Origin of the sequence: Brevibacillus sp. DP1.3A (genome assembly GCF_013284245.2) — a bacterium.
GTDB lineage: Bacteria > Bacillota > Bacilli > Brevibacillales > Brevibacillaceae > Brevibacillus.
The window spans coordinates 878,649-901,644 of the sequence record NZ_CP085876.1 but is presented as its reverse complement, the minus strand read 5'-3'; the positions used below and the strand labels follow the sequence as shown (position 1 = coordinate 901,644).

8 protein-coding genes are annotated in these 22,996 nt (G+C 48.6%); 4 read left to right on the top strand and 4 right to left on the bottom strand.

All coding sequences use genetic code 11. The features are described 5' to 3' along the window. Nucleotides 1-31: 31 nt before the first annotated feature. From HP399_RS04130 to brnQ, 3 genes are all read right to left on the bottom strand, one after another. A complete protein-coding gene (locus HP399_RS04130) occupies nucleotides 32-1,624 on the bottom strand; it encodes a sensor domain-containing diguanylate cyclase (protein ID WP_173616921.1) in 1,593 nt (530 codons plus the stop codon). A gap of 178 nt (nucleotides 1,625-1,802) precedes the next feature. Further along, complete coding sequence (locus HP399_RS04125) at nucleotides 1,803-2,450, bottom strand: 2OG-Fe(II) oxygenase (RefSeq protein WP_173616922.1); 648 nt, start codon at nucleotides 2,448-2,450, stop codon at nucleotides 1,803-1,805. 210 nt (nucleotides 2,451-2,660) lie between these two features. Next, complete coding sequence (gene brnQ, locus HP399_RS04120) at nucleotides 2,661-4,007, bottom strand: branched-chain amino acid transport system II carrier protein (RefSeq protein ID WP_173616923.1); 1,347 nt, start codon at nucleotides 4,005-4,007, stop codon at nucleotides 2,661-2,663. Nucleotides 4,008-4,784: 777 nt separating this feature from the next. Here brnQ and HP399_RS04115 point away from each other — a divergent pair. From HP399_RS04115 to HP399_RS04100, 4 genes are all read left to right on the top strand, one after another. After that, nucleotides 4,785-6,263, top strand: a complete 1,479-nt coding sequence (locus HP399_RS04115; protein WP_228088439.1) for a hypothetical protein — start codon at nucleotides 4,785-4,787, stop codon at nucleotides 6,261-6,263. 183 nt (nucleotides 6,264-6,446) lie between these two features. Then, nucleotides 6,447-6,863: a DUF6220 domain-containing protein gene (locus tag HP399_RS04110; protein WP_173616925.1), complete on the top strand. Its 417-nt coding sequence runs from the start codon at nucleotides 6,447-6,449 to the stop codon at nucleotides 6,861-6,863. Continuing rightward, nucleotides 6,860-7,483 carry a DUF2306 domain-containing protein gene (locus tag HP399_RS04105; protein ID WP_173616926.1) on the top strand — a complete coding sequence of 208 codons (624 nt, stop codon included), beginning with the start codon at nucleotides 6,860-6,862 and terminating at the stop codon, nucleotides 7,481-7,483. The genes HP399_RS04110 and HP399_RS04105 overlap by 4 nt, the downstream gene beginning before the upstream one ends. Before the next feature lie 289 nt (nucleotides 7,484-7,772). Further along, the gene (locus HP399_RS04100) at nucleotides 7,773-8,468 is read left to right on the top strand and encodes a hypothetical protein (RefSeq protein ID WP_173616927.1); all 696 of its coding nucleotides are present in this window, start codon (nucleotides 7,773-7,775) and stop codon (nucleotides 8,466-8,468) included. 229 nt (nucleotides 8,469-8,697) lie between these two features. Here HP399_RS04100 and HP399_RS04095 read toward each other — a convergent pair whose 3' ends face one another. Continuing rightward, nucleotides 8,698-22,989, bottom strand: coding sequence for an SDR family NAD(P)-dependent oxidoreductase (locus tag HP399_RS04095; RefSeq protein WP_173616928.1), 14,292 nt, complete (start codon nucleotides 22,987-22,989; stop codon nucleotides 8,698-8,700). Nucleotides 22,990-22,996 lie beyond the last annotated feature (7 nt).

The window sequence follows — 22,996 nt, the reverse complement described above, 5'->3', positions numbered from 1 at the left end:
CGATCTCTCGCCTCTTCGCTCCTCACATAGATTACTCCACTTCCGCTATCATTGTTTGGTTCCTACCTGATCTCTTCGCCTTGTACATGGCCTCGTCAGCTACATGCATCAGATCTTCAGCCGAAACAGCATGGGAAGGATAGTGCGCAATGCCTTGTGACACGGTCAGCGGCTGCCCGATTGGATTTGTACTTGTTTCTAAGGTATGGCGTATTCGTTCGGCCACCTGATAGGCCTCTTCCAAGCCAGCATGGGAAACAAGGACAACAAATTCCTCACCGCCAAAACGACTGCTCACATCTTCTGGCCGAAGTGATGAAGAAATCATTTTTGCAAAATGTTTCAACACCTCATCTCCAGACTGATGACCATACGTGTCATTAATGGATTTAAATCGATCAAGGTCCATCATAATAAGAGAAAAGGGGATTTGCTCCATCATCCATTTTTGCATGGTTTCCTCGAGCGTTCTTCGGTTTGTTAGCCCTGTCAACGGATCTGTTCGCGCATCATGAGCCAACTGATCTGTCTGTTTTTTGATATCGTTTAATGTAAAGCGAATAGCTCGAGTTAACAGCTCAGCCTCTCGATTCCAATGTTGTTTACCTTCCGAGAACTCAACCTCTTCTCTACCTGCCTTGCTCACAAGATCGGCCAGGGATACGAAAGGTCTTGCTACTTTGCGCGCAAGTCCAATCACAACTAGCATTAATAGTAGAAAGGGAGGCAGTGTATACAACAAAACGCGTTGAATATCACGATTTACTTGTTCATAAACAACACTGATATTCGACACGACAACGACACCCCAGTCGTTCTCTGGAACCTTCACGTAGGCGGCCAATTCCGTCTGTCCCCTCAAGTTGACGATCTGTTCATAGCCACTTTGCCCTTGAGTGAGCTTGTACACGGCTGGATTGGCACTGATATCCTCTCCGATCCGACTTTCATCACGATGGAACAACAAATGACCGTTTGATCCTACGATGTAGAAAGATGAACCTAGCTCGTCCGTTGGGTTGCTCCCCAGGATCGTATTTAAAATGTTCTCTTCATGAAGATAAATCGTTCCCCCGATAAAACCACGGTAGATTCCGTCTTTATCAAAAATGGGTTCACTAATAAGCAAAATGAGACGATTCGAATGTGCAGTGATATAGGGTACAGAAATATAGGGCTTTTTTAATGCCAGTACCTTTTTCCCCACTTCCATTTTCAAATTTGTTCCTGCTGTACCAATTGATTCGGGAGACACACTTCGAACAAGCCCGGTTTCATCCACCACGATAATCGAATTAAAAAAGTTGTTTGTACCACGTATCAATTCAAGCTTCGAATGTATTTCATCTGCATCCATCGCGTGCATATCGGAAAAGATGCTCGCCGAATACTGTAAGCTACTCCGCATGGATTTTATCAAAGCGTCTATGGTGTGACTCATTTTGAGTGCACTTGTGTGATTTAAGGTCAACGTCGTGTGAATCAGTGCCTGTTTTTTGGATTGATAGAATGAGATAAGGAGAATGGTAACAGTCAGAACAACGGATAAAGAGACTAGTCCTGTTAATAGTGCCACCAGGCTAATCTTTTTCGAGTGGTTTGCTTTTTTTTGTAAGACAGGCATCGGATGCCCCCTTGTATTTAACATGAGAGATAATCAATAAATAAAAAATAGTCTAACACTTGATAATATTCGTTTCAAGTATATAAGGAAGTTCAAGTAGCCGACTCTTGGCTTGTGGACATAAAGAAGCCACCTTTGTCAGGTGGTCGTTTCGCATATGTATTTGGGGATTCCTCCTCTAGGAGACCCGAAAGCTTTGTCTTCTCATCCACATCGTTGCAACCCACTTTTCCCCATGGATCACTTGTGTCCCTGCATGCAAAGTGAACTCGTTTAATTCTTGATTGCTATAAAAATATTCAAAGTAGACAGCCATGCCTTTAGTAGGAAAAACAGATAAATGAAGCAAAGGGAACACCGTTTCTCCGCCTTGCTCCACATCATTCAAATACATCACAAGCGTACTAATGCGATTGTTGGTACTTGCTCGACTTGTTTCTGCAAAGAAATCATAATGGGGTTTGTATTCTTGGCCAGGGGTATATCGTAAAACTTGCAAGCCATCACCGTGCTCTATAGGAATGTTCATGATTTGAGAGATTCGCTTCTCGATTCTTGTAATCGTCTCCGTCTGCTCGCAGAACACCCCGCTGCTCGTCCGAATAGAATTGACTGAACGATCCTCCCCTATTTTTGAGCGTTGCAATCTTTCTCTGGAATGTTCGATTAGCTCATCGCATTCACTATCGCTAAGCACATTTCCTAACACGACAACCAGTGGTTCCTCATACTTAGCAAGGATTCGAATCTCTCGGTCTTCTGTCTTGATCCTATTCCCAGTATGATCAAATATCGTCCGTTCTTTCTCTGTCGTGTGCCCTATCATCGTTATGCACCCCATATATATGACATCCATAGCAAAAAATAGAATACCATAAAATCGGTAACTTCAATCAGTAAACTTTAGAAAAATAAAAATATTTTTAACTATCACTCGATGCTGATTGACTTATGAACAAAACCCGTCTCCTATATGGTAAGAGACGGGTTTGTAAAGCATCTTCTAAGTGGCATGTGTCTATGTGAAAAGTTAGATTCATGCCTCCTTCTGTTTTTGAACGTGATACGTATTCTTCCGGAATACACTGATCATGTATCCACATACCCCACCTATAAGAGAAGGCAGCAGCCAGCCCAAGCCTACGTCATACAGTGGAAGGAACTGAGTAAAATAATGATGGACAACACTGTTTTCGACTCCAGCAGCCTTTAAGCCATCAAACAGACTAATCAGAAAAGTGAAAAGTAAGCTTCCTTGATACACTTCTGGCCTGCCATTGAATGCTTTGTGCAGAAACGTCAAGAAGAGTAACGAGATCGCAATCGGGTACATGGTCATTAAAATTGGAAGGGAAACCTTAATGAGTTGCGTTAATCCAATATTGGCAACGAGTGTACTGAAAACAGACAAAATAACCGCGAATTTTTTGTAAGAAATCTTCGGAAACAATGAATGAAAAAAAGAAGAGCAGGCTGTAATAAGCCCTACACTTGTAGTCAAGCATGCCACTGTAATCATTAATCCCAATAAAACGGCACCATAAGAACCAAAGTAGTAATTCGAAACTTTCGCCAAAACTTCAGCGCCATTTTCTAAGTGGCCCAACTTTTCTACACTAGAGGCACCCATAAAGGAAAGCGCGGTATAGAAAAGAGCGAGAAGTAAACCGGCTATCATTGTTGCTTTTGCGCACGCAGCCAAAACTTGTTTTTTGGCAGTAACTCCTTTTTCTTTAATCGCATTCACGATGATCATTCCAAAAACAAAAGCTACAAGCGCATCCAATGTTAAATACCCTTCTTGAAAACCCTTGAAAAATACATCGGATGTGTAATCTTCTTGCGGGGCTTGAAGGGCTCCAATTGGATAAAGAATAGCCGTTACTGCAATAATTCCGATAAATGTTAATTTAATTGGAGTTAAGATTTTTCCGACTACATGGATAATTTTCATAGGATTGAGCGATAAGAAGCAGGCAATTGCGAAAAACAGGATGGTAAATAGAATCAGCGGTGCCGAACCTGCCTGTTCTGATAGAAAAGGCTTTACCCCAATATCAAACGATACATTGCCGGATCTAGGTATCGCAAAAAACGGACCGATTGCTAGATATAGAACAATCGTGAAAACAATTCCGAATACAGGATGCACACGACTGGCTAAGGAGCGTAAGTCTTCTTTTCCCGAATAAACAAAGGCTGTGATCGCTAACAAAGGTAACCCGACCCCTGTTACCAAAAAACCTGCATTGGCTATCCATACATTTGTTCCTGCTAATTGGCCAAGCATTGGCGGAAAAATTAAATTGCCCGCCCCAAAAAACAAAGCAAATAACATGAATCCTATCGTAACTACAAAAGAAACTGGTGCTTTCTGTGACACAACAATCCTCCTAATTTTTCTATATCTCTCATTCATAAATGTTCATTCAGATGGTTACTTAACCAACCTTCATTTATTCATTCTGATACTATACTCTAAATAAACATTCTTTTCAAACATACATAACTCAAAGTACCGCTCCCCTCGTAAGAGAAAGACACTCCAATCGCTATGAGCTCAATTACTCCAAGTTGCCGGATATCAAGCTTACACCCCTGATACAGTTTACTACAAGCACCCCTAGTGTCGCAGCAGGAAGTACCTTCCCTGGAATAAGCCACCATTAATCAAATTTATATATTTCAGAAAATATTTATTTTTCTTAACTTGAAATGAATTGTCAATTTTCCTTATAATTACAACTAAGCCTTTTGTTGATAGAAAGTGCACATAATTCCATTTGTATAGAAAGGAGGTGTGAACTCATGAAAAAGGTCGTAAAAGTAGCAGTAAACAAGAACAAACAAGTGCAAGAAATGAAAGCGCTGAAATGGCGTGTAGTTGTTGATCTGTGCTTGTAAGAGAGTCAAAAAAGCATACATGATCACCGTATATAAAAATTTTGGAAAGGACGGGATTTCTCATGAAAAAGGTAGTGAAAGCACAACTTTCTAATAATCAAAACGTTCAAGAAATGAAATTGCTTCCCCTTCCAATTTTAACAATTGCATGTCATAAGTAATTGATTGTTCAAGAGCACCTCGTGTGCTCTTGAATTTTTTCCAAGAAGTTCTCGCTTTCCAGGCAGTAAGCAAACATGACGGGATGGTGCAGTTTATGAATCAAGCGCATTTGTTGGAAAGATATCATCAGTTGAGAGAGCTTGCCGAGGACGCAGACGCATGGCTGGAATCAGAGATTGGTTCCGATCTTTGGGTGGATGGAATTAACGTATTTTTAACGGTATCACCAGAGGATTTTATTGAGGGACTTGAGAGATTCGAGGGTAATTACGGTTTTAAGAACCATGGAATTGTAAGCGATATACTTCAATTTCAACGATATTGTAAAGAAGCATCAGCGGATGGTGAATTTCCTTTATATCAGGCTTTAGCAGTTGGGATGACCTGGTTAAGCTTACAGCCTCAAATAAACGGCGGCTATTTCAACTTGCCTGTTCAAATTACCAATCACTCCATCGCTTTGTTGTTAAGCCCAACCTATTTAGCAGTTTGGGCACATAGTTACAATGAAGGGATTGGATTATACTTAGATTTACACTCGACGCTACCCACGTTATTCCGACCAGAACATGGACGGATCTATCAAAATGCAGGATCGTATTTGGAAGGAAGTCACATCAAGTTTCCTTTTCAAAATTACTTCCACGAAATTGCTCATATCCTATTCTTCCATGACGTCTATCAACGTGTACTGGGGAACGTAGACGAATGTAGAAGCTACTGGACACATATCGAAGCATGCATTTATGGACTTGAGGAGCAGGTGCTCGCTGAAATGATGGAAGTGCAACCGGATTTGCATGCCATCGATGATGGATTCGGAAGTAGTAGAGGATTCGAGGAGTTTATCTCTTATCGCTTTGGAATTCTCGGTGCTCGAGAGGATAGATCGATACCAAAAGACACGGTTCGAACGTACATCAAAAGAAACATGCAATTAGGCGAAGCGAATGAAAACATCCCTGATAATAGGGTAAAAGCGAGAATTCTTGCTAGTCATAAGCTAGATGAGGAACGATTAGAAGAGCTCGATACTTACTGCAAGTCATTTGCTACTGCATTGCAGGTACATAGCTTGTGGGGAATCAAAAGCTATCAACGGAACTCGATTCCAGCGTTTCGTGAAGTGGTAGAGTTACTCTCTCCTGATGCATACTGTCTGCAAAAACTCGAAGAATCTCTGCGACCAGATTCCTGGAGTACATTAGAAGATTTGTTATCGAAAAATCCTTTTGTTGAGATATGCTCTCAAACAAGAGAAAAAAATATTCAAGTATGGAACTGGCGTGATACCCTGTCTCGGTTGGCAGAAATGCGCGGATATTTGGCAAACGCCAATGAATCTGGTTATAGTGAGACCAATCAAGAGCTATATGGGATAGCAAAGCGTTTAGCTAGAGTAATTCACGAGGAGAAACAAAAAGAGAGCCCGGAAGAGCAGCATGAGAGCCAGTACGCGGACATAAAACGAGAAATTAGCGAAACATTAAACCGAATGCCTAACGTGGAAGTACGCGACCATTTGCACAATCTTCTCTCCAAACCCTATTACTTTGTGTTAGAGCCTAATTAATAGCTGATATGAGTCAAAGACCGGCGATATTTCCTATGTTGGTCTTTGTTTTTTTTGCAATGTATACATAAGCCGTTATGACGTTCAGATTTTATCCTTTTTTTAGAAATCGTTTAGGGTTTGTTTTGAACTTGCGTTTAGGATGGGGGTAAGACAAATTATTCAGATGGGAGCGGTTTTTGCATGCTTGAGATGAATGAGAAGACCCCCCTTCCCCCTCCTCGTGTGAAAATATCGAGGTACATGTTTATTGTCCTCGCATGGGTGTTTTTTGCTTTCATTATTGTTCAAGTATCACTGGCAGGTCTTGGGCTGTTCGTCAACGGAGAACATTGGGAAATGCATAGAACCTTGGCTCAATATTTTGCATGGATTCCAGTCGGCATGTTGGTTCTCTCTTTCCTTGGAAAGTTGCCCGTACATCTTCGTTGGATTTGTCTCAGATTATACCTAATGATCGTTGCGCAGTTCCTGACCGTTATTTATTCCTCTAACTTAGGAATCCTATCTGCACTTCACCCGGTTATTGCCTTGTTTCTCTTCTGGGGATCTCTCTCCACCGTAAAACATGCTCATATTCTAGGGGGGAAGAAGTCATGAAACTCCCTAAAATTTGGTGGGGATTATTTCTTGTATCTCTAGTGGTTATCCTTCCATTTATGTATCCCTATTTAACATTAGATCCTACAAACAGTCGAATAACGATTATTTCCGGCACTGTTCACTATCCGTTATTAGTTGCTCATATCGTTTCTGCTTTCATTGCTCTTCTCACTGGTTTTTTCCAATTTGTCGACCGCATTCGCCTGAAGAACCCAAGAATACATCGTTTTCTTGGGAGGGTTTATGTGTACTGTGTGTTTATCAGCGGACTACTCTCTTTAGGGAGTATCTTTTATGCAGAAAATTTCATGAAGGCAACAAGCTTCCTTGTCTTATCTTTGGCTTGGCTGTTCACTTGCTGGAAAGGATACCGTACCGCCATCAACAGGCAATATGAGGAACACCGAAAATGGATGATTCGCAGTTTTGGAATGACATTAGTTGCCATAAGCGCGCGACTTTTAGTGCCAGTATTACTCCTTCTCTACTATATTTTACACGGTTTTTCTCTTCCACATGGTATGGAAACCGTCATTGGAGAGGTATTGAATGTAAACATTTGGGCTGGTCTGATTCTTAATTTTGTTATAGTCGAGTGGGCTATATTGAAGAAATAGGCTTGCTTAGTCACGCCACATGGGCGATGGAGCTCTACCACTACGGTGATGTAGCCGCGAAGTTTATCCGATGTAATTTTTGCTAGTTCTTTCTCGGCTTCCGCCGCGTTGTCATGTAGATACGCATACAAAAAACGATAGTAAGGTTGTTTTGAATTGTTGATTTGACCGATTAAGTCTATAACACTTTATGTAAAAATATTGAAAAAACACCAAATGATTGAAGGTGCTTAATAAGACAAAAGCGAATCCTAACAGAAAATATTTCTTATGAGAGGGTGTTTTGTTCATGCTTAAAAAAAGTATGGTTTCTGCTTTAGGTCTACTAGTAGTGACAATGTCTTTATCCATTCCTACCAAGGCTACTGAACTCACTACATCTTCTCAGGAAACGTTACTTCAAAATAATTCAACCGACTCTCGTAAAGTATCAAGAATAACTAGTGTTAATTTTGGAGCTACAAGACAAATTTCAAAATCTACTCCGATTCCTCCAGATTGGGTCATTACAACAGTAATGAGTGACTACTACGTCATCCAATATGTAGGTGGAGCAAGGTTGGGTCAGACAGTACAGACTGCTAGAACGACCCCCATTCCAAAAGACTGGGTGATCACTCTTGCAACAAGTGATTTCTTTGTATGGACGTATGTAGGAGGAGCAAGCTTCGGACATACAATTCAGACCGCAAAAATAACCCAAGTTCCAGAAAACTGGGTGATTACTCTAGCAACTTCGGATTTTTATCAACTGATGTATGTAGGAGGAGCAAGCTTTGGACAGACCGTACAGACTGCAAAGTTCACTCGAATTCCAGCAAATTGGGTGATCACCCAAGCAACTTCGGATTACTTTGTATGGATGTATGTGGGAGGGGCTAGCATTGGAACGACCGTACAGACCGCAAAAATTACCCAAATTCCACCAGGCTGGGTCATTACAACTGCTACTTCAGACTTTTATATCCTTACTTATAGAGGATAGTGGTAGTTAGAGTAAACATGCATAATGACACCTACTCGTGAGAGCGGGTGTTTTTTCTCATCTGTCATTGCTATATTTACTGTCACCCTAGACTACATATTATCGTCGTTCATCTTCATTGACACGCCTCAAAATTGCCCAAAGTTTCTCAGCAGCCGCAGGAGAATTTTGGCTTGCCGAAACAAAAAAAGCGAGATACGCATCTGCGTACCTCGCTTTTGTCAGTGTATTATACGAACATGGCGTGCTGCTTATAGAAGGATTGTAAAAAACGTGCCGAAAGCGGCCGCTTTCCATAAAGTTTCTCGCAGAACGCATAAATCGTTTGTCTTGCGGCTTCGTCTTCGAGCATTGTCATATGTGTCGAGGCTTCAACGTCCATCACGTACGCCTGTGGGATCTGTCTAACCCATTCCTCCCAGTAAGGCAGATGGTCGAACGGAACTGCCCCTTCTTTTGCCGTTAAATAAGGTTCCCATGGTCCCATGAACACCCCACTCTGGTTTCGGAAGTAATAGCAGGTCACCTCATCAGGCCGAGGCAGAGGCAGAAGCTTATAGTCTATCAACCCGTAGCGCTGCTGCATGGAAAACTGACGCTCGAATTGCTTCTCCATCAACCGCTTAGGAATATCCAGTCCTCTATGCTCGGCTAGCTCGGTTAGACGTTCAAAGAATACATCGAATCCGTTGTCGCCATCAATCTCATCCCTATGGATGAGATGACCTTTCTCATCGGTCGAGGCAATGCCATGGGCGGCTGCCAACGCCATGTTAACGGTTTGCAGGGCTATAGAATTCTGATCGAGGGTCGTACTCTGGACTTCCGGGCTAAACATCGTATCCAGCATGACCAAAGACGATACGGTCTCACCCGCTTCCTGCAGCTGACGCGTCATTTCGTAGGCCAACATACCGCCGAGCGAATATCCGCCAAGCTCATAAGGGCCCTCCGGCTGAATCGCTTGGATGAGTCGGACATATTGTGAAGCAATAGCCACTATGCCCTCAGGTGCTTCATCGCCGGTATCACCGAACGATTGGATACCGTAGAACGGTCTTTTCGCATACGCGGCTAAAGAACGATATACTTCCACGCCTCCGGATGCGCCATGAATCCAAAATACCGGCCTTCCATCCGTAATAGGATTGAGCCGAATGATCTGCTGATTGAAGTTCTCCTCCAAAAAAGAGCCGTCAACATGAAGATCATCGATTTCCGGCGGGAAGTTCGCTTGCACCTTGTCGATCAAGTCTTGAATCGTTTCACAAGTCAACAGATCGGGGAGCTCCATCGATGGAGCAGCCACTTTCTGCAGTCCTGCAAGCAATTGCGTGAGATGAAGCGAACTCAATCCGTAATACATCAATCGCTTATCGGGTTGAATCTCTTTCGGCTTCATGCCAAGAAGTAGAGCGACGCTGTTTAAGACGATCGTCTTTGCATCATTCCCGTTCATGGCAAGCTGAGCCTTTTGTGCGCTCATCTCATCGTTCTTGCTCATCTCAGCTTCGGTCCGCTCTAAGCCCGCTTCCGGTTGGGATTCAAGCCAGCAACGCTGCTTGACGAACGGGTAAGTGAGCAATGGTACGATTCTCCCCTTTCTTCGGCTGCGATACAATTCCCTCCAGTCCATATCGCCGCCCTTTGACCAGTAGATGGCAAGCTTCTCGACATCATATTCATCCATCAAGTGCTTCATATACAGCCGGCCGTTCTTACCAGAAAGGAGCCTGAGCATATCATCCGGAGGTCCGCCCGCATTTCCTTCGTATAACCCGAAGCTCCCGGATAGCGGAACCGAACTGCCGGTATCATCAAGATAGTACGAGAGCGCTGCCATCAATTCTTCCCTGCTGCTAGCTGTTACAGCAAGGCGGAAGTCCGTGGATTCACGACCGACCTGCAGCGTATAGGCCAGATCGTCCAACGAAAGCTCCTCGTTCCGCTTCACATACTGACGTACATGGTACACGGCTTCCTTCAGACGTTCCCGGCTTTTGGCCGAGAGGATCAATAATTGATCTCCAGTTTCCTGTACAGACGGCTCTTCAGCAGGCGGCACATATTCCTCGACAATCAGATGAGCATTCGTACCGCCGGCACCAAAGGAGCTGATCGCCGCGCGAAGCGGGAATTTTCCGCCACGTGGCGCTTCATTTTCCGTCTGCTGCCAGTCCTCTAAACGCCGCTGAATACGGAAATTCGTTTCCTCAAGGCGTAAATTCGGATTCAAGGCTGTGTCCGAGCCGATTGTCGGAACAAGCTGCCTATGCTTTAACTGAAGAACGACTTTTGTTAATTGGGCGATGCCCGAGGCAGCTTCCCCATGCCCGATGTTGGATTTGACGGACCCAATCGGCAGAGCACGCTTCGTACCGGAATGGCTGCGGTACACCTTGTTCATCGCTGCTATTTCAACTGCATCGCCGATGGATGACCCGTTAGCCGCACACTCGATATAGCTGATCGACTCTGGTTTTATGTCGGCCTGGCGCATGCTATCTTCCATCAGTTGGGCTTGCGAATTCGGATTCGGCGCTCCGTAGCCGTTTGTCTGTCCGCCATGATTGACGGCGGTTGATTTAATCACCGCTAATATGGAATCACCATCCTCGATGGCTTTGACCAGCGGTTTTAATAGGACCGAACCGACTCCTTCCGATGGCAAATAACCGTCCCCGTCCGCGAAGCTTCTGCTTCCAGGATGACTGCCAGCCAAACGCGACATGCTTAAGCCGACATACTTTTGCGGATGAATCGAAAGATTGACACCGCCAGCGATCGCCAGCTCGCATTCACCCTTCCGCAAGCTTTCGCATGCCATATGGATCGCGACCGCCGAGGAAGAGCACATCGTATCGACAGCGATGCTCGGACCTTTGAGATTAAAGAAATGGGACACCCGGTTGGCGATGGAGCTATACGAGGACAGAGCAAGAAGCGGCTCCTTCGCCGGGTCCTTATTAAGCAAATGATAATGATTGTACATACAACCGGCATACACGCCGACTTTGCTGCCGTACTCATGCTCAAGCGTCTGGCTTGTATATCCCGCTTGCTCTAGCGTGTTCCATACGGACTCGAGAAACAGCCGCTCTTGCGGGTTTATATAAGACGCTTCCATGGGTGAGAGCTGGAAGAAGATCGGATCGAATTGATCGATATCTTTCAGAAACCCGCCCCATTGACAGTAGCTCTTGCCCGGCTTGCCTTTCTCAGGATCATAATACTTGCCGCTTTGCCAACGAACAGCGGGTATTTCTTCAATACAATCCTTCCCGCTCTTCAGATTGTCCCAGAACTGGTCTAAATCGTCCGCTCCCGGATAGCGGCCCGACAATCCGATGATCGCGATATCGGACGCAGGTTGACGCTCGGATATCTCCTCGCGGATCAGCGTCGCTGGCTTTAACACTGGTTTTGTCGCCGCTGGAGCCGGCGTAACGGATAAATGAGCAGCCGCTAAGACCGGTGAAGGTGCCTTTGTTATCACTTGCGTTAGCTCGGGCGCAAGCAGCCGACGAAGCTCAAGCTCATAATGACCGAGAAGATATTCACACAGCGCTTGTATATTTTCATACTCAAAGAACAAGGTTTTCGGCAGCGAGCCTAATTCGTTCTCAAGCTGTGCCGTAAGCTGCATCGCCATAATCGAGTCAATGCCAAACTTGCTGAAAGAAGTCTTGGTATCCATACGATGCAGCGGCATGCGTATATAGGATGACAGGGTCTCCCTTAAGTAGTGCATCGTTCTCTCATACAACTCGTCTGGTCCGAGCAGGTTATCTCTATCTGATTGCCACTCGGCCGCGGGAGCTTGCTGCGCTGTCGCCAACTCTTCCTTGAGCGGCGTTGTGCTCAAAGCCATGTTCGTCACCGCAACTTGGTGCTTCCCGCTTGCTAGCGCAGCGTAAAGCGCTTGAATGCCCTGCTGGCTCTGCATCGCTTTCATTCCCACGCGCTGCTCCATCATCGCTTCCGTTGCGGGATCGACGGTCATGCCGCCTTCCTGCCACAGCGGCCAATTCACCGAAAGCGTATGTCCTTGCCGCTGGCCAGCCGCTGCCAGCTCATTCCGATAAGCGGCGAAGGCATCCATAAACCCGTTTGCTGCCGCATAATCCGCCTGCCCATAGTTTCCGAGGCATCCGGAAAGCGAGGAAAACAGAATAAAGAAGTCGAGCTCCAGCCCGCTTGTTGCTTTGTCCAATGCTATGAGCCCATCCACTTTAGGTCCCAAGACAGCAATCAAATCGTCTGTTGTTTTATGGATCAGGAAGCTATCCTTCTTCATACCTGCAGCATGAAGGATGCCGTTCAATCGGCCATGTCGTGCTACAATTCCACTCATCAGTGCCGCCATGTCCGATTCCTTGCGAACATCTGCGGTATGATACTCCACGTGTGCACCTAATTCGCGAATCGTTTCCAATTGGGCCTGACGGTTACGGTCAAGCTCTGACCTTCCGGTTAGAATGATTGCCGCTTCACGGGATTTCCTAGCGATATCCTGTGCGAAGATCAATCCAAGTCCCCCGGCACCGCCCGTGATGAGGTAGACGCCTCTGTCCTTCCACGGCGCTTCCACCACAACGTCCGCCGTATTCAGGCCTTCGATTACCGCTTCATACCTCCGGCTTCCTTCATAGCGAATATGGCTGACCGATGGATGACGGCCGTCAATCTCTATAAAGGAAAGCAGTTGATCGGATGAGACGGTTGCATCAAATTCGATTAACTGGCACCATACATTCGGATTCTCCAGATGCGCCGTCTTCAACATACCGGCTAATCCGGCGTATAGCTGCTGCTCACCGGAAGCGGGGATCAGCAGCTGGATCAGTGTCTGACCGCCCAGCTTGTCCCTTAAGATCTTCTGAATGTCAACCATGAGCTGCTCCGCATAGCCGGCATACCGTTTCTCGATCACCGGCCCTTCTGCTTTCAGCACCTTGCACGCCGCCTCAGGGAACGCTCGGGCCAGCTGCCCGTTCATGCTTTGGTTTTCTTCCAGCAGATACATATACCGCCGGGTGATTGTGCACGCTTCGCTTCGGTCTTCATCATTTCGTTCGGCCCATGCCGGATTCCATAGAAGCGGAGCGTTTTCTTCCATAGCCATTGCCGCTTCCGATTCCTCTTCCAATTGACGCGAAGAGAGGCCTTGCAGCATCGCGCAGTGTTTTCCATATTCATCATAGATGTCGATATCAAGCTTTTGAATCGCTCCTGTTGTGGTGCTTCCGGAGCTTCTTCGAATCCATGCCCACATGACCGCTGTACTTGGACCCAAAATCACCAAACGGTCCAGTGCATAAGGAAGTCCCGGCCTTAATGCTGCTTCCGATCCGGTTCCTCCTTCCGAATCTACAGGTAATGCGGCCATTCCGATTGATGCTTGCAGCGCCGAATCGATCATGCCCGGATGAAGCACATAATGCTCCAGTGTGGACAAGGCGGAATCCGCAATTTCCAAACGGGCCAGCAGCTCGCCTTTACCGACCTGGATTCGGTCAATAGCACGATGGCCAGGTCCGTAATCCATGTCTAGCCGGCCAAGCATGTCATAACATTGGGCGCCGGTGATGAGTCCGACGTCACATCTAGCCTGATGTTCTTCGAGCAATTCGGTATGCGCCACTTGAACGGATTCGCTTAATGCCGCTGTTCCTTGACAGTGAACCGTTCTTCCCGCCGGATGACCCGATGCTTCCGTATAAATTTCGAAGAAGAAATCCGCTTCGGAATTACGCTGCAGATGAATGTTCACCGTGACGGAACGATCTTCCACGACGATTGGCTGTGCCCATCCGATATGCCGCAGCAAGACGGGGGACGTTGGCTGACCTGATTCTTTTTCGTATGCTTCCGTCACAGCCGCCCGCGCCATCTCCAGATAGGTGACGGCAGGTAGCACCTTTCGACCTCGAACTGAATGATCCGTCAAGAAAAACTCCGTCCCCGTCAGAACCGTTTGAAACAAAAGGCCTGAAGTGTCCTTCAACGAAGCGCGCTGAAGGTTCAGAGGCAAAGATTCGCTAGACGCTTTCATAGGTTTGCGTCTTTGTGGATCCTGCGGCGGATAGTCAGTATTCGAAACCCAGTAACGCTCTTTGGCAAACGGATATGTCGGAAGCGGAACACGCGAATAGGAGTCGCCGGCAAACAGCTGACTGTAATTCAGCGCATAGCCTTGAACATACAATTCGGCTGCCGTGGACAGATGCTCCAGATACAAGCCTGGATTCGTGCACGTTTGGCAGCTCTCGATCGCGGCATTGCCGAACCGCTTTAACGATTGCTGCTCGCGAACGTCGTTTTCCGCTAACTCGGATACGTACACCTGCGCCATTTTACCGCGCGATAGCCAGTTGGAGAGCAGCTGTTTTAACTCTTCAGCGTCTTTGACGATAAAGGCCAACCGGTGATTCATGTGACGGCGCCCAACCAGCAGTGTATAGCTGATGTTTCCCGCATCAATGCCAGGTACCCGCTGGCAATGCTCCAACAGCCTCTCGGCTTGCTGCTTCAGCTGTTCCCGGCTGCGGGCTGACAGCGTAATGAGATAAAACGGCCTCGATGCATGCATGCGCAAAGGAGCTGGAGCCTCCTCAATGACCATATGCGCATTGGTGCCGCTGAAGCCGAAGGAGCTGGTGGCTGCAATCCGCCTTGAACCCGATGGAACCGCCCAATCTTTAATCTCCGTATTGACATAGAACGGGCTGCTGGAAAACTTGATATGCGCATTGCCCGTCTCATAATGCAAGGAAGGCGGGATTTGCCGGTTTCGCAGCGACAGCAAAATTTTGAAAACGCCTGTGACACCTGCAGCTGCGGTTGTATGACCAATATTTGTTTTTATTGTGCCGATCGCGCAGAACTGCTTTTTATCCGTGTAATGGCTGAAGGCACTGTTCAATGCTTCGAACTCGATCGGATCGCCGAGACGGGTTCCGGTGCCATGCGCCTCCACCATTTGAATCTGCTCCGGATGAATGGCGAAACGCTCATAGACGGACTTTTCCAGCCGTTCCTGTGAATTGGCGCTTGGAGCGGTTATGCCGTTTGTCGTCCCGTCCTGGTTAATGCCCGAACCCTTAATAACCCCGTGGATATGATCGCCGTCGGCAATAGCATCCTTCAGCCGCTTCAGAACGACGACCCCGACCCCTTCGCCAGGCACGAAGCCGTCCGCCCGATTATCGAACGTGTGACATTTGCCCGAAGGAGACAGCATGCCGGCCCGGTTGGAATTGATATAAAACGTTGGCGTCGTTTGGATAAACACGCCCCCAGCCAGCGCCATCTCGGTCTCGCCGGTCCATAAGCCTTGGCAGGCAAGATGGATGGATACGAGCGAGCTGGAGCAGGCGGTATCCACCGTAACGGCAGGCCCCTGTAGATTTAAATAATAGGCGATTCTGGCTGGAATAATGGATGGAGCATTCCCCCACATCGCTTGCGGAGGCGAGTTGTCTCCGATATGGTGCACATAGTCGCCGATATTGTAGCCGACATACACGCCGCAGGCACGACCCTCTACGCTCTGGCCCGCATAACCCGAATCCTCCAGCGCCTTCCATGATTCCTCCAGGAACATGCGCTGCTGCGGATCCATATAGGTAGCCTCGAGTCCGGAAATATTAAAGAAGGACGGATCGAACTTATCGATCTCATCCAAGAAGCTGCCGTGATTGCAGTAAGGCATGCCTTTGGGTGCATACTTCGATAGATCCCACCGGGTAACTTCTTCAACAAGATCATGACCTTGAGCCAAATGGTCCCACAATTCATCCAGCGTGTTCGTTTTGGCAAAGCGGCCACTCATTCCGATTATGGCGATGGGTTCTTTAACTGCTGCTTCCGCAGCCCGAACGGATACAGCGGCCTCGGCCGGCTGCGCGGACGCCTTCGTTTGCAAGGATTCGAAATGGACAGCTTGCTCCTCCCTTTCAAGAGGAATTGAACCTTGCTCGTAAACGGCAGCGAGTCGGTCGCTAAATGCGGACACGACAGCCTCTTTATGCGCAGACAGCAAATAACCGGCCAGTTGATTGATCGAACTGTAGTCAAAAAGAATGGTCGTCTTCATCTCAATCTGCAAACGTTCGTTAAGCGTATTGACGATATGCACACCGGAAATGGAATCAAGCCCGTAGTCTGCGAAAGAGTCATCCATATCGAGCGATGATTCATCCAGCTTCAGCGTTTCCGCCAGCTGGGAGGCGATCAACGATTTGATTTCATCCTGGAGCATCTGCTCATTCAAGGCAAATAAGCTGTCTTCGCTTTCGCTTCTGGAATCCGCATGTGCTACATCATTCCGCTCTTTCGTCAATGTTGAAACGGATTGGGTTGCAGACTGCTGAGCGCTTATTCCTTTCCGCTGTTCCCATCTAGACTGTCTGATGATTCCATCGCTTTGCGCCGCAACGATTTGCTGTCCCAGGTCGTGATGATCCCGGGCTAGGAAGCCGATCGCACCGAAGCCCTCCCTCTCAAGCAGCTGCTGCCAGCTTTCGGGCGAGAGCGCCGGACTGCCCGGGATCCGAATGCCGGGATCGTCATACAGCCACCAGCCTTCCAGCAGTCCGAACGTAAGATGGGTAAATAGGGCGCCGCTGCTTATTTCATTTAAAAGCAGCCATCCTCCGGGCTTCAATGCCGCTTTGGCGTTGCGAACCGTCGTCCGCATGTTACGCGTAGCATGAAGGACGTTCGCGGCTATGACAAGATCATACTGACCGGCATCAACGCCTTGCTGCGCAAGAGCTTGCTCGACGTTGAACGTGCGATACGTCAGGAACGGATAGCTAGGTCCGTATTCCTTCTGCGCATGGAGCAGGAACATTTTGGATAGATCGGTATAGCAGTATTCCGCAATATGGGTCTTATAGAGAGCAAGCTTGGCAAGCACGCCCGCAGACGTACCGCCTGTGCCCGCGCCAATTTCCAGAATACGAATTTGCGCCTGCGGATTTTCCTGTACACGCTGTCTGACTACATGCAGGGCTGCCTCGGCCACTACATCGTTGAAATAATCTGCTACCGGATTGCTCTTGTAAATCCCCTCTACAAGTTCCATTGACGAGTTCGGAAAGAGCACGTCGGTCGCTGCGGATTTCCCTGTAAGGACGGTCGGCAAGGACTTCAGCGTTGTTTCTACCAATACGATTTGCGCTCTTGTTTTCTCGTCCTCCCGCCATTTAGCGGTATGCTGCCTCCACTGCTCCCATACCGTCCCGTGTTCGGTGCTTGCCGTGACTGACGTAACCGACAGAAGATGGCCGCTGCGGGACAGCAGCCCGAGCTCTACGAGAACAGTAACGCTCTGACTCAGCCATTCGGCATACAGCTCTTCGGCGATTCCTGAAACAGCCATTGCCTGTTTCAGATCGAACGTTCCGGAAGCGAATAACCCCGTTTGTCGAAGCTGCACGAACAACAGCCTGCCAAGAAGTGCGTTCATCTCATCCGTCTTCTCCGCGTTCTCACGCTTCAGCTGTCCGATATCGGGTCGCTCAGAGGCGGCAGGCAGGCTTCGGCCTGCTTCAGCTGACCGCTGCCCTGCAGCAAGAGCCGTAATTTCTTCTTTGGGATTCATGCTTTCGACGGGGATCGGCTTCGTCGTTTTCATGACAGCCAGCTGCAATTGCGACTGGTCAAGCACTCTCTCGATCGCCTGCATCGCTTCCTCCGGCTCGATCAGCCCGATTCCAAGCTCCTGCAGCATCCGGTATTGTTCCGTATCCTCGACCTTGTCGCTTGACCAAAATCCCCAGTTCAGAACTTTAACACTGCAAGACCACTGCTGTGCCAGCAAGTGCGCGAGAGCATCCTTAAAGACACAACCGGCCGCATAATGAGCCTGCTGTGGATTCTTAATGAAGCTAATGAGCGACGAGAAGAAAAGTACGAAATCCAGCCGTTCCTCGCGAAATACCTGCGCCATCCTGACGCTCACGTCAACTTTAGCGGAGAGCGCAGCTTGAAGAGCAACCTCATCCATTTCAGCCAAGCTATACTCGTTTAATACCATTGCCGAATGAACGACGCCGTTTACAGAGCCAAAGCGCTGCTTAATCTCGACATAAGCCTGCGAGAGCGAATGGATGTCCGATGCGTCTGCACTCCAATACCGAATCTCGGGACCACGATCTGAAAGACTGTGAATTTTGGTTCGAATGGCGTCATTCATCGGGCTGCGGCCAATCCATACGATTTGCGCTTGATAGGTACGAATCATATACTCCGACCATACCATGCCGATCCCGCCGGCGCCGCCGATGACGACATATACGCCTCCATTCTGGTACACCGGCGCCTTCGGAGCGGGAAGAACAGTTGGAATCAGCTGCATACGGTGCCACTCACGCCCTCTGTATACCGCAGCCCCGCCCTTCCGGTCTGCAGAGATCCGGAACATCTCGGCCACCGGCCATGTCGAATCCGACTCCAAGTCGATAAGACGAATCATCCAGTTTGGATATTCTTTAGCAAGCGAGCCGATCAGTCCGTGAACGCCTGCCTGTGCCGGTTTTATGATGTCTTTCTTGTATACCGCTTGGGCCTGGGTCGTGATGACCGTGAGACCGACGGGCCTTGAACCGTAGCCGGATTGCAACAGCGCTTGAATAAACCGGAAGCAGCTGAGCGTAGTCTGATTGTGAGCGGTAATCAGCGCATCGTCCAAGATACCGTCATTAGCAGCAGGATCACGAACTGCCCATATAAAATGTCCGATATCCTCAAAGCCGGAAATACTCCGCTTGATATCAGCCACGGATGCGTTTTCGTCATTACCCAAATTTACGGAACCCGGATATAGGGCTCGGATTTGCGCGAAACGTTCGTTGCAGAGACCAAATACAGCGATCCGTTCCGATACGGCAGGGAAATAGTCGCCTTCCGGCTCAACGGCGAACGTATCCCACACCGGAGTAAACTGCCGCAGCATATCCTGCGAACCGGCACCTGCGTCAGCTTCCACGATACGTTGGTTAGCGTCAATTACGGCTGAGCTTTCTCCCTGAGGCGAGATCGGACTTGCCGCTTTGGTTGTGCTTCCTGCTTGCTGTACCGCTGTTGGCAGGCTGTCCTGCGGTTTCGCCGCAATCGGCAGCCAGTATCGGTTTTTCGCAAAAGGATAGGTCGGAAGATGCATTTTTCTCGGTTTATCGGCACGGTAAAGCCGTCCCCATTCGATATCGCTGCCCTGAGCCCAAGACTGTGCGATTTCAGCCATGTTTCCTTCTGTGAACCAACGGTCGTCAGCTTTCGCCACTTCCGCCAGCACGCCGGACTTCTTCTTCAGCTGACCTCTCCAGCAGTTCGGAACAGAAGGTTTACCATCCGCATATGCTTTCAATTTCTCGGCCAGTTCCCGGATGCTGCTGACTAGAAAGACAACCCGCTCTTCCATTTCTTCGCGTCCGGTCTGAAGCGTATACGCAATGGACGACAAGCTCATCTCCTGAGATGCCCCGCCTTCCGCATGACGATTGCGATTCAGGATCAGATGCAGCGATTCGGCGGCATCAGAGATTGATCGAAGCTCGTACCAATCGATGCTGTCGGTCTCGATTTCATATTCCCGCAGCAGTTGATCCCGGACAGCAGACAGGTGAGCCGTCTCCATGCCGTATTCCGACCAGTCTTGATCGAAATCGATGTCTTGTTCTTCCACCTTCAGAACAGTTGAAACCATTCGCAGAATATTGGCTGCCAGCCCGCTCTGTGATTCCATTTCCTTAACGCTAGCCACGTATCCAGCCTCATCTGCAAGGAACCGCGCTAACCGATCCGCATACGCTTTCAAGCGATCTTCATTTTTGGCCGATAACGGCACAATGACGGCAGACGGCTCGCCGCTCGCGGAAGAAGCCTGCTGCGGCACCCATTCCTCTAGAATGACATGCGCATTTGAGCCGTAGGCGCCAAAGGAGCTGATCCCTGCCCTTCTCGGGTATACCGTTTCCTTTCCTGCTTCGATCAGCCGAGGCTGCTCCCATTGTTCTACCTGTCGCTGGATATAGAATGGCGATTGCTCAAAATCGATATATGGATTCGTTTCGCCGGAATGTAGCGACGGCACTAACGTTTTATGATGCATCTGTAGCGCAACCTTAATCAATCCGCAAACCCCGGCGGCGGACTCGCCGTGACCGACGTTGGATTTGACCGAACCGATAGCGCAATATTGACGGTCATCCGTATAGCGGGAATAAGCTTTAACCAGTCCTTGGATTTCGATGGGATCGCCGAGCGACGTGCCTGTGCCGTGCGCTTCCAGATAGCTGATCGTTCTCGGATGAATATTAGCCTTATTCAAGCAGTCTTCAATCAATTCAGCTTGCGAAACCGGACTGGGCACCGTAATGCCGCTAACCGTACCCACATGGTTGATTGAACTGCCTTTGATAACGGCATATATCTGATCGCCATCCTTGACGGCCGCGCTGAGCGGTTTTAGTACGACCGCGCCAATCCCTTCTCCGGATGTGAATCCGTCGCCGTCTTTACCGAACGTGCGGCAATAACCGTCGCTCGAATGCATGTTGGCCATGCCGAACGTTTTATATTTGCCAGGGTGAAGCGACAAGTTGACACCGCCCGCAATTGCAGCTTCACATTCTCCGCGCCGGATGCTCTCTACTGCCATGTGGACAGCTGTCAGCGATGCGGAGCACAGCGTATCGACTGCCAGACTGGGGCCATGGAAATTAAGCGAATAGGAAACCCGGTTCGCCACGTACGAGTAGCTCAAAGAAAGCGGGAATAGCACGCCTTGCGCCATAAGATCCGACCCAAGTAGCGCATAATCCTTATGCATAATACCGGCGAACACGCCGACAAGGTTCCGTTTGTTCGGTCCTCTTGGCGTTACGAGGCTGGACGGACGGTATCCAGCATCTTCAATGGCTTCCCAGCAGGTTTCAAGAAAAATCCGCTCCTGCGGGTCCATGAATTCCGCTTCGCGAGGCGATATGCGAAAGAACGGCGCATCAAAGCAATCCGGGTCATCAATGAAGCCGCCCCATCTGGAAACCCCTTTGCCCGAAGGAGACTTTAAGTCTTCAAACTGTTTCCAATCCCATCGTGAAGGGGGAATTTCGCTGATGCAGTCTTTGCCGTCCTTCAGATTTTGCCAAAACTCGCGGAGATCGTTTGCCTCTGGAAAACGGCCTGACATTCCGATGATTGCAATATCCTCTTCTTGCGATGTTGATGCCTCTGCGCGGCTGCTGGAATCTGCAGGTGTCATCCTGTTGTCCCGATGTTCTTCAAGCTGCAATCGGGAGGCATCGATTCCATCGCCCGGTGCCGGTGCGAAGCTTTCATCCGCGAATGCCGAAGCGTAGTGTTCGGCCAAGTAAACGGATAGGTCTGCAATCGTCGTATATTCAAAAAGCAGCGTAGGCGGAAGCGATACGCCTACCTTCGCTTCTATTCTCTTAACCATCTCCAGCAAGCCTGGGGAATCCAATCCCATCTCATAATAGCCCGCGTTCCGATCAATATCCGCTTCAGCCATATTCAAGCGCTCAGCCAAGATGCCGGCCAGAAAAACGGCCGCCTGAACGGCGGAAGTGCGCTCCCCGCTGAGAGCATGCCCCGCTTTGACTGGAGCCGGTGCCGGTACTGTGACGGACGGGTCATCTCCACCTCTGGAGACGGCAGATGAACCGATCCCGGATGCCGCCCTCACCAGCTTCACCGTGTAGTTTTTCATTTCTGCTACTTTGCGGCCCTTGCTGTCGAATAGCTCCAGCGTCATGCTGAGCAATTCGTTCTTTCGTTGAACACTGGAAGCGAGAACCTGTGTATAGCAGCGCTCTTGAATGAGCTGCTCCGCACGAAAGGATTCAATATATAAGGGCAGAAACAATTGCTGCTCTTCCCCGACATGCGTTCGCAGCAATATCGAGGCACCTGCACCGCTTGCATCTAACAAGACGGGATGAAACAGCACGGCTTCGGCGCTGTCGCGCGAATTGCGATCCAATGCAAGCTCGATGAGCACGCCTGTTGAGGTTTGGAAGGTTTGCCCTTCTGCTTTCATCATGCCGGTATGGATGAGGCCTAGCGCACGAAACTGCGCATAGACCTCATCTAGATCGACGGAAGCATCCGCCTGATTCATGGCTTGCCCGAGATTGATCGTCTTATCAAATGAAACGGGTTGAATCTTCCGCATTTGGGCATCGGCATATCGTTTCGCCTCCAGGCTGACCGCTCCATCCCGCGATTCGCGGCCTTCTACAACGATGCTCCAGCATCCCGCTTCCTTCTCTTCCACAACAATATCGATCAGCACCTCGTAATCGTGACCCACCGCCAAGGGATGATAAATCGATACATGGCAAAGCTCCAGCTCTCTCCAATCGTACCCGTTATCCCGAAATACTTGGTAGATCAGGTCGACATAAGCCGGACCGGGCAGCAGTTCCTGACCAAAGGCTTTATGGTTGCTCAGGATCGGATGATCGCTGCTTAATAAAAATTGTTCTTTCATGAAATAG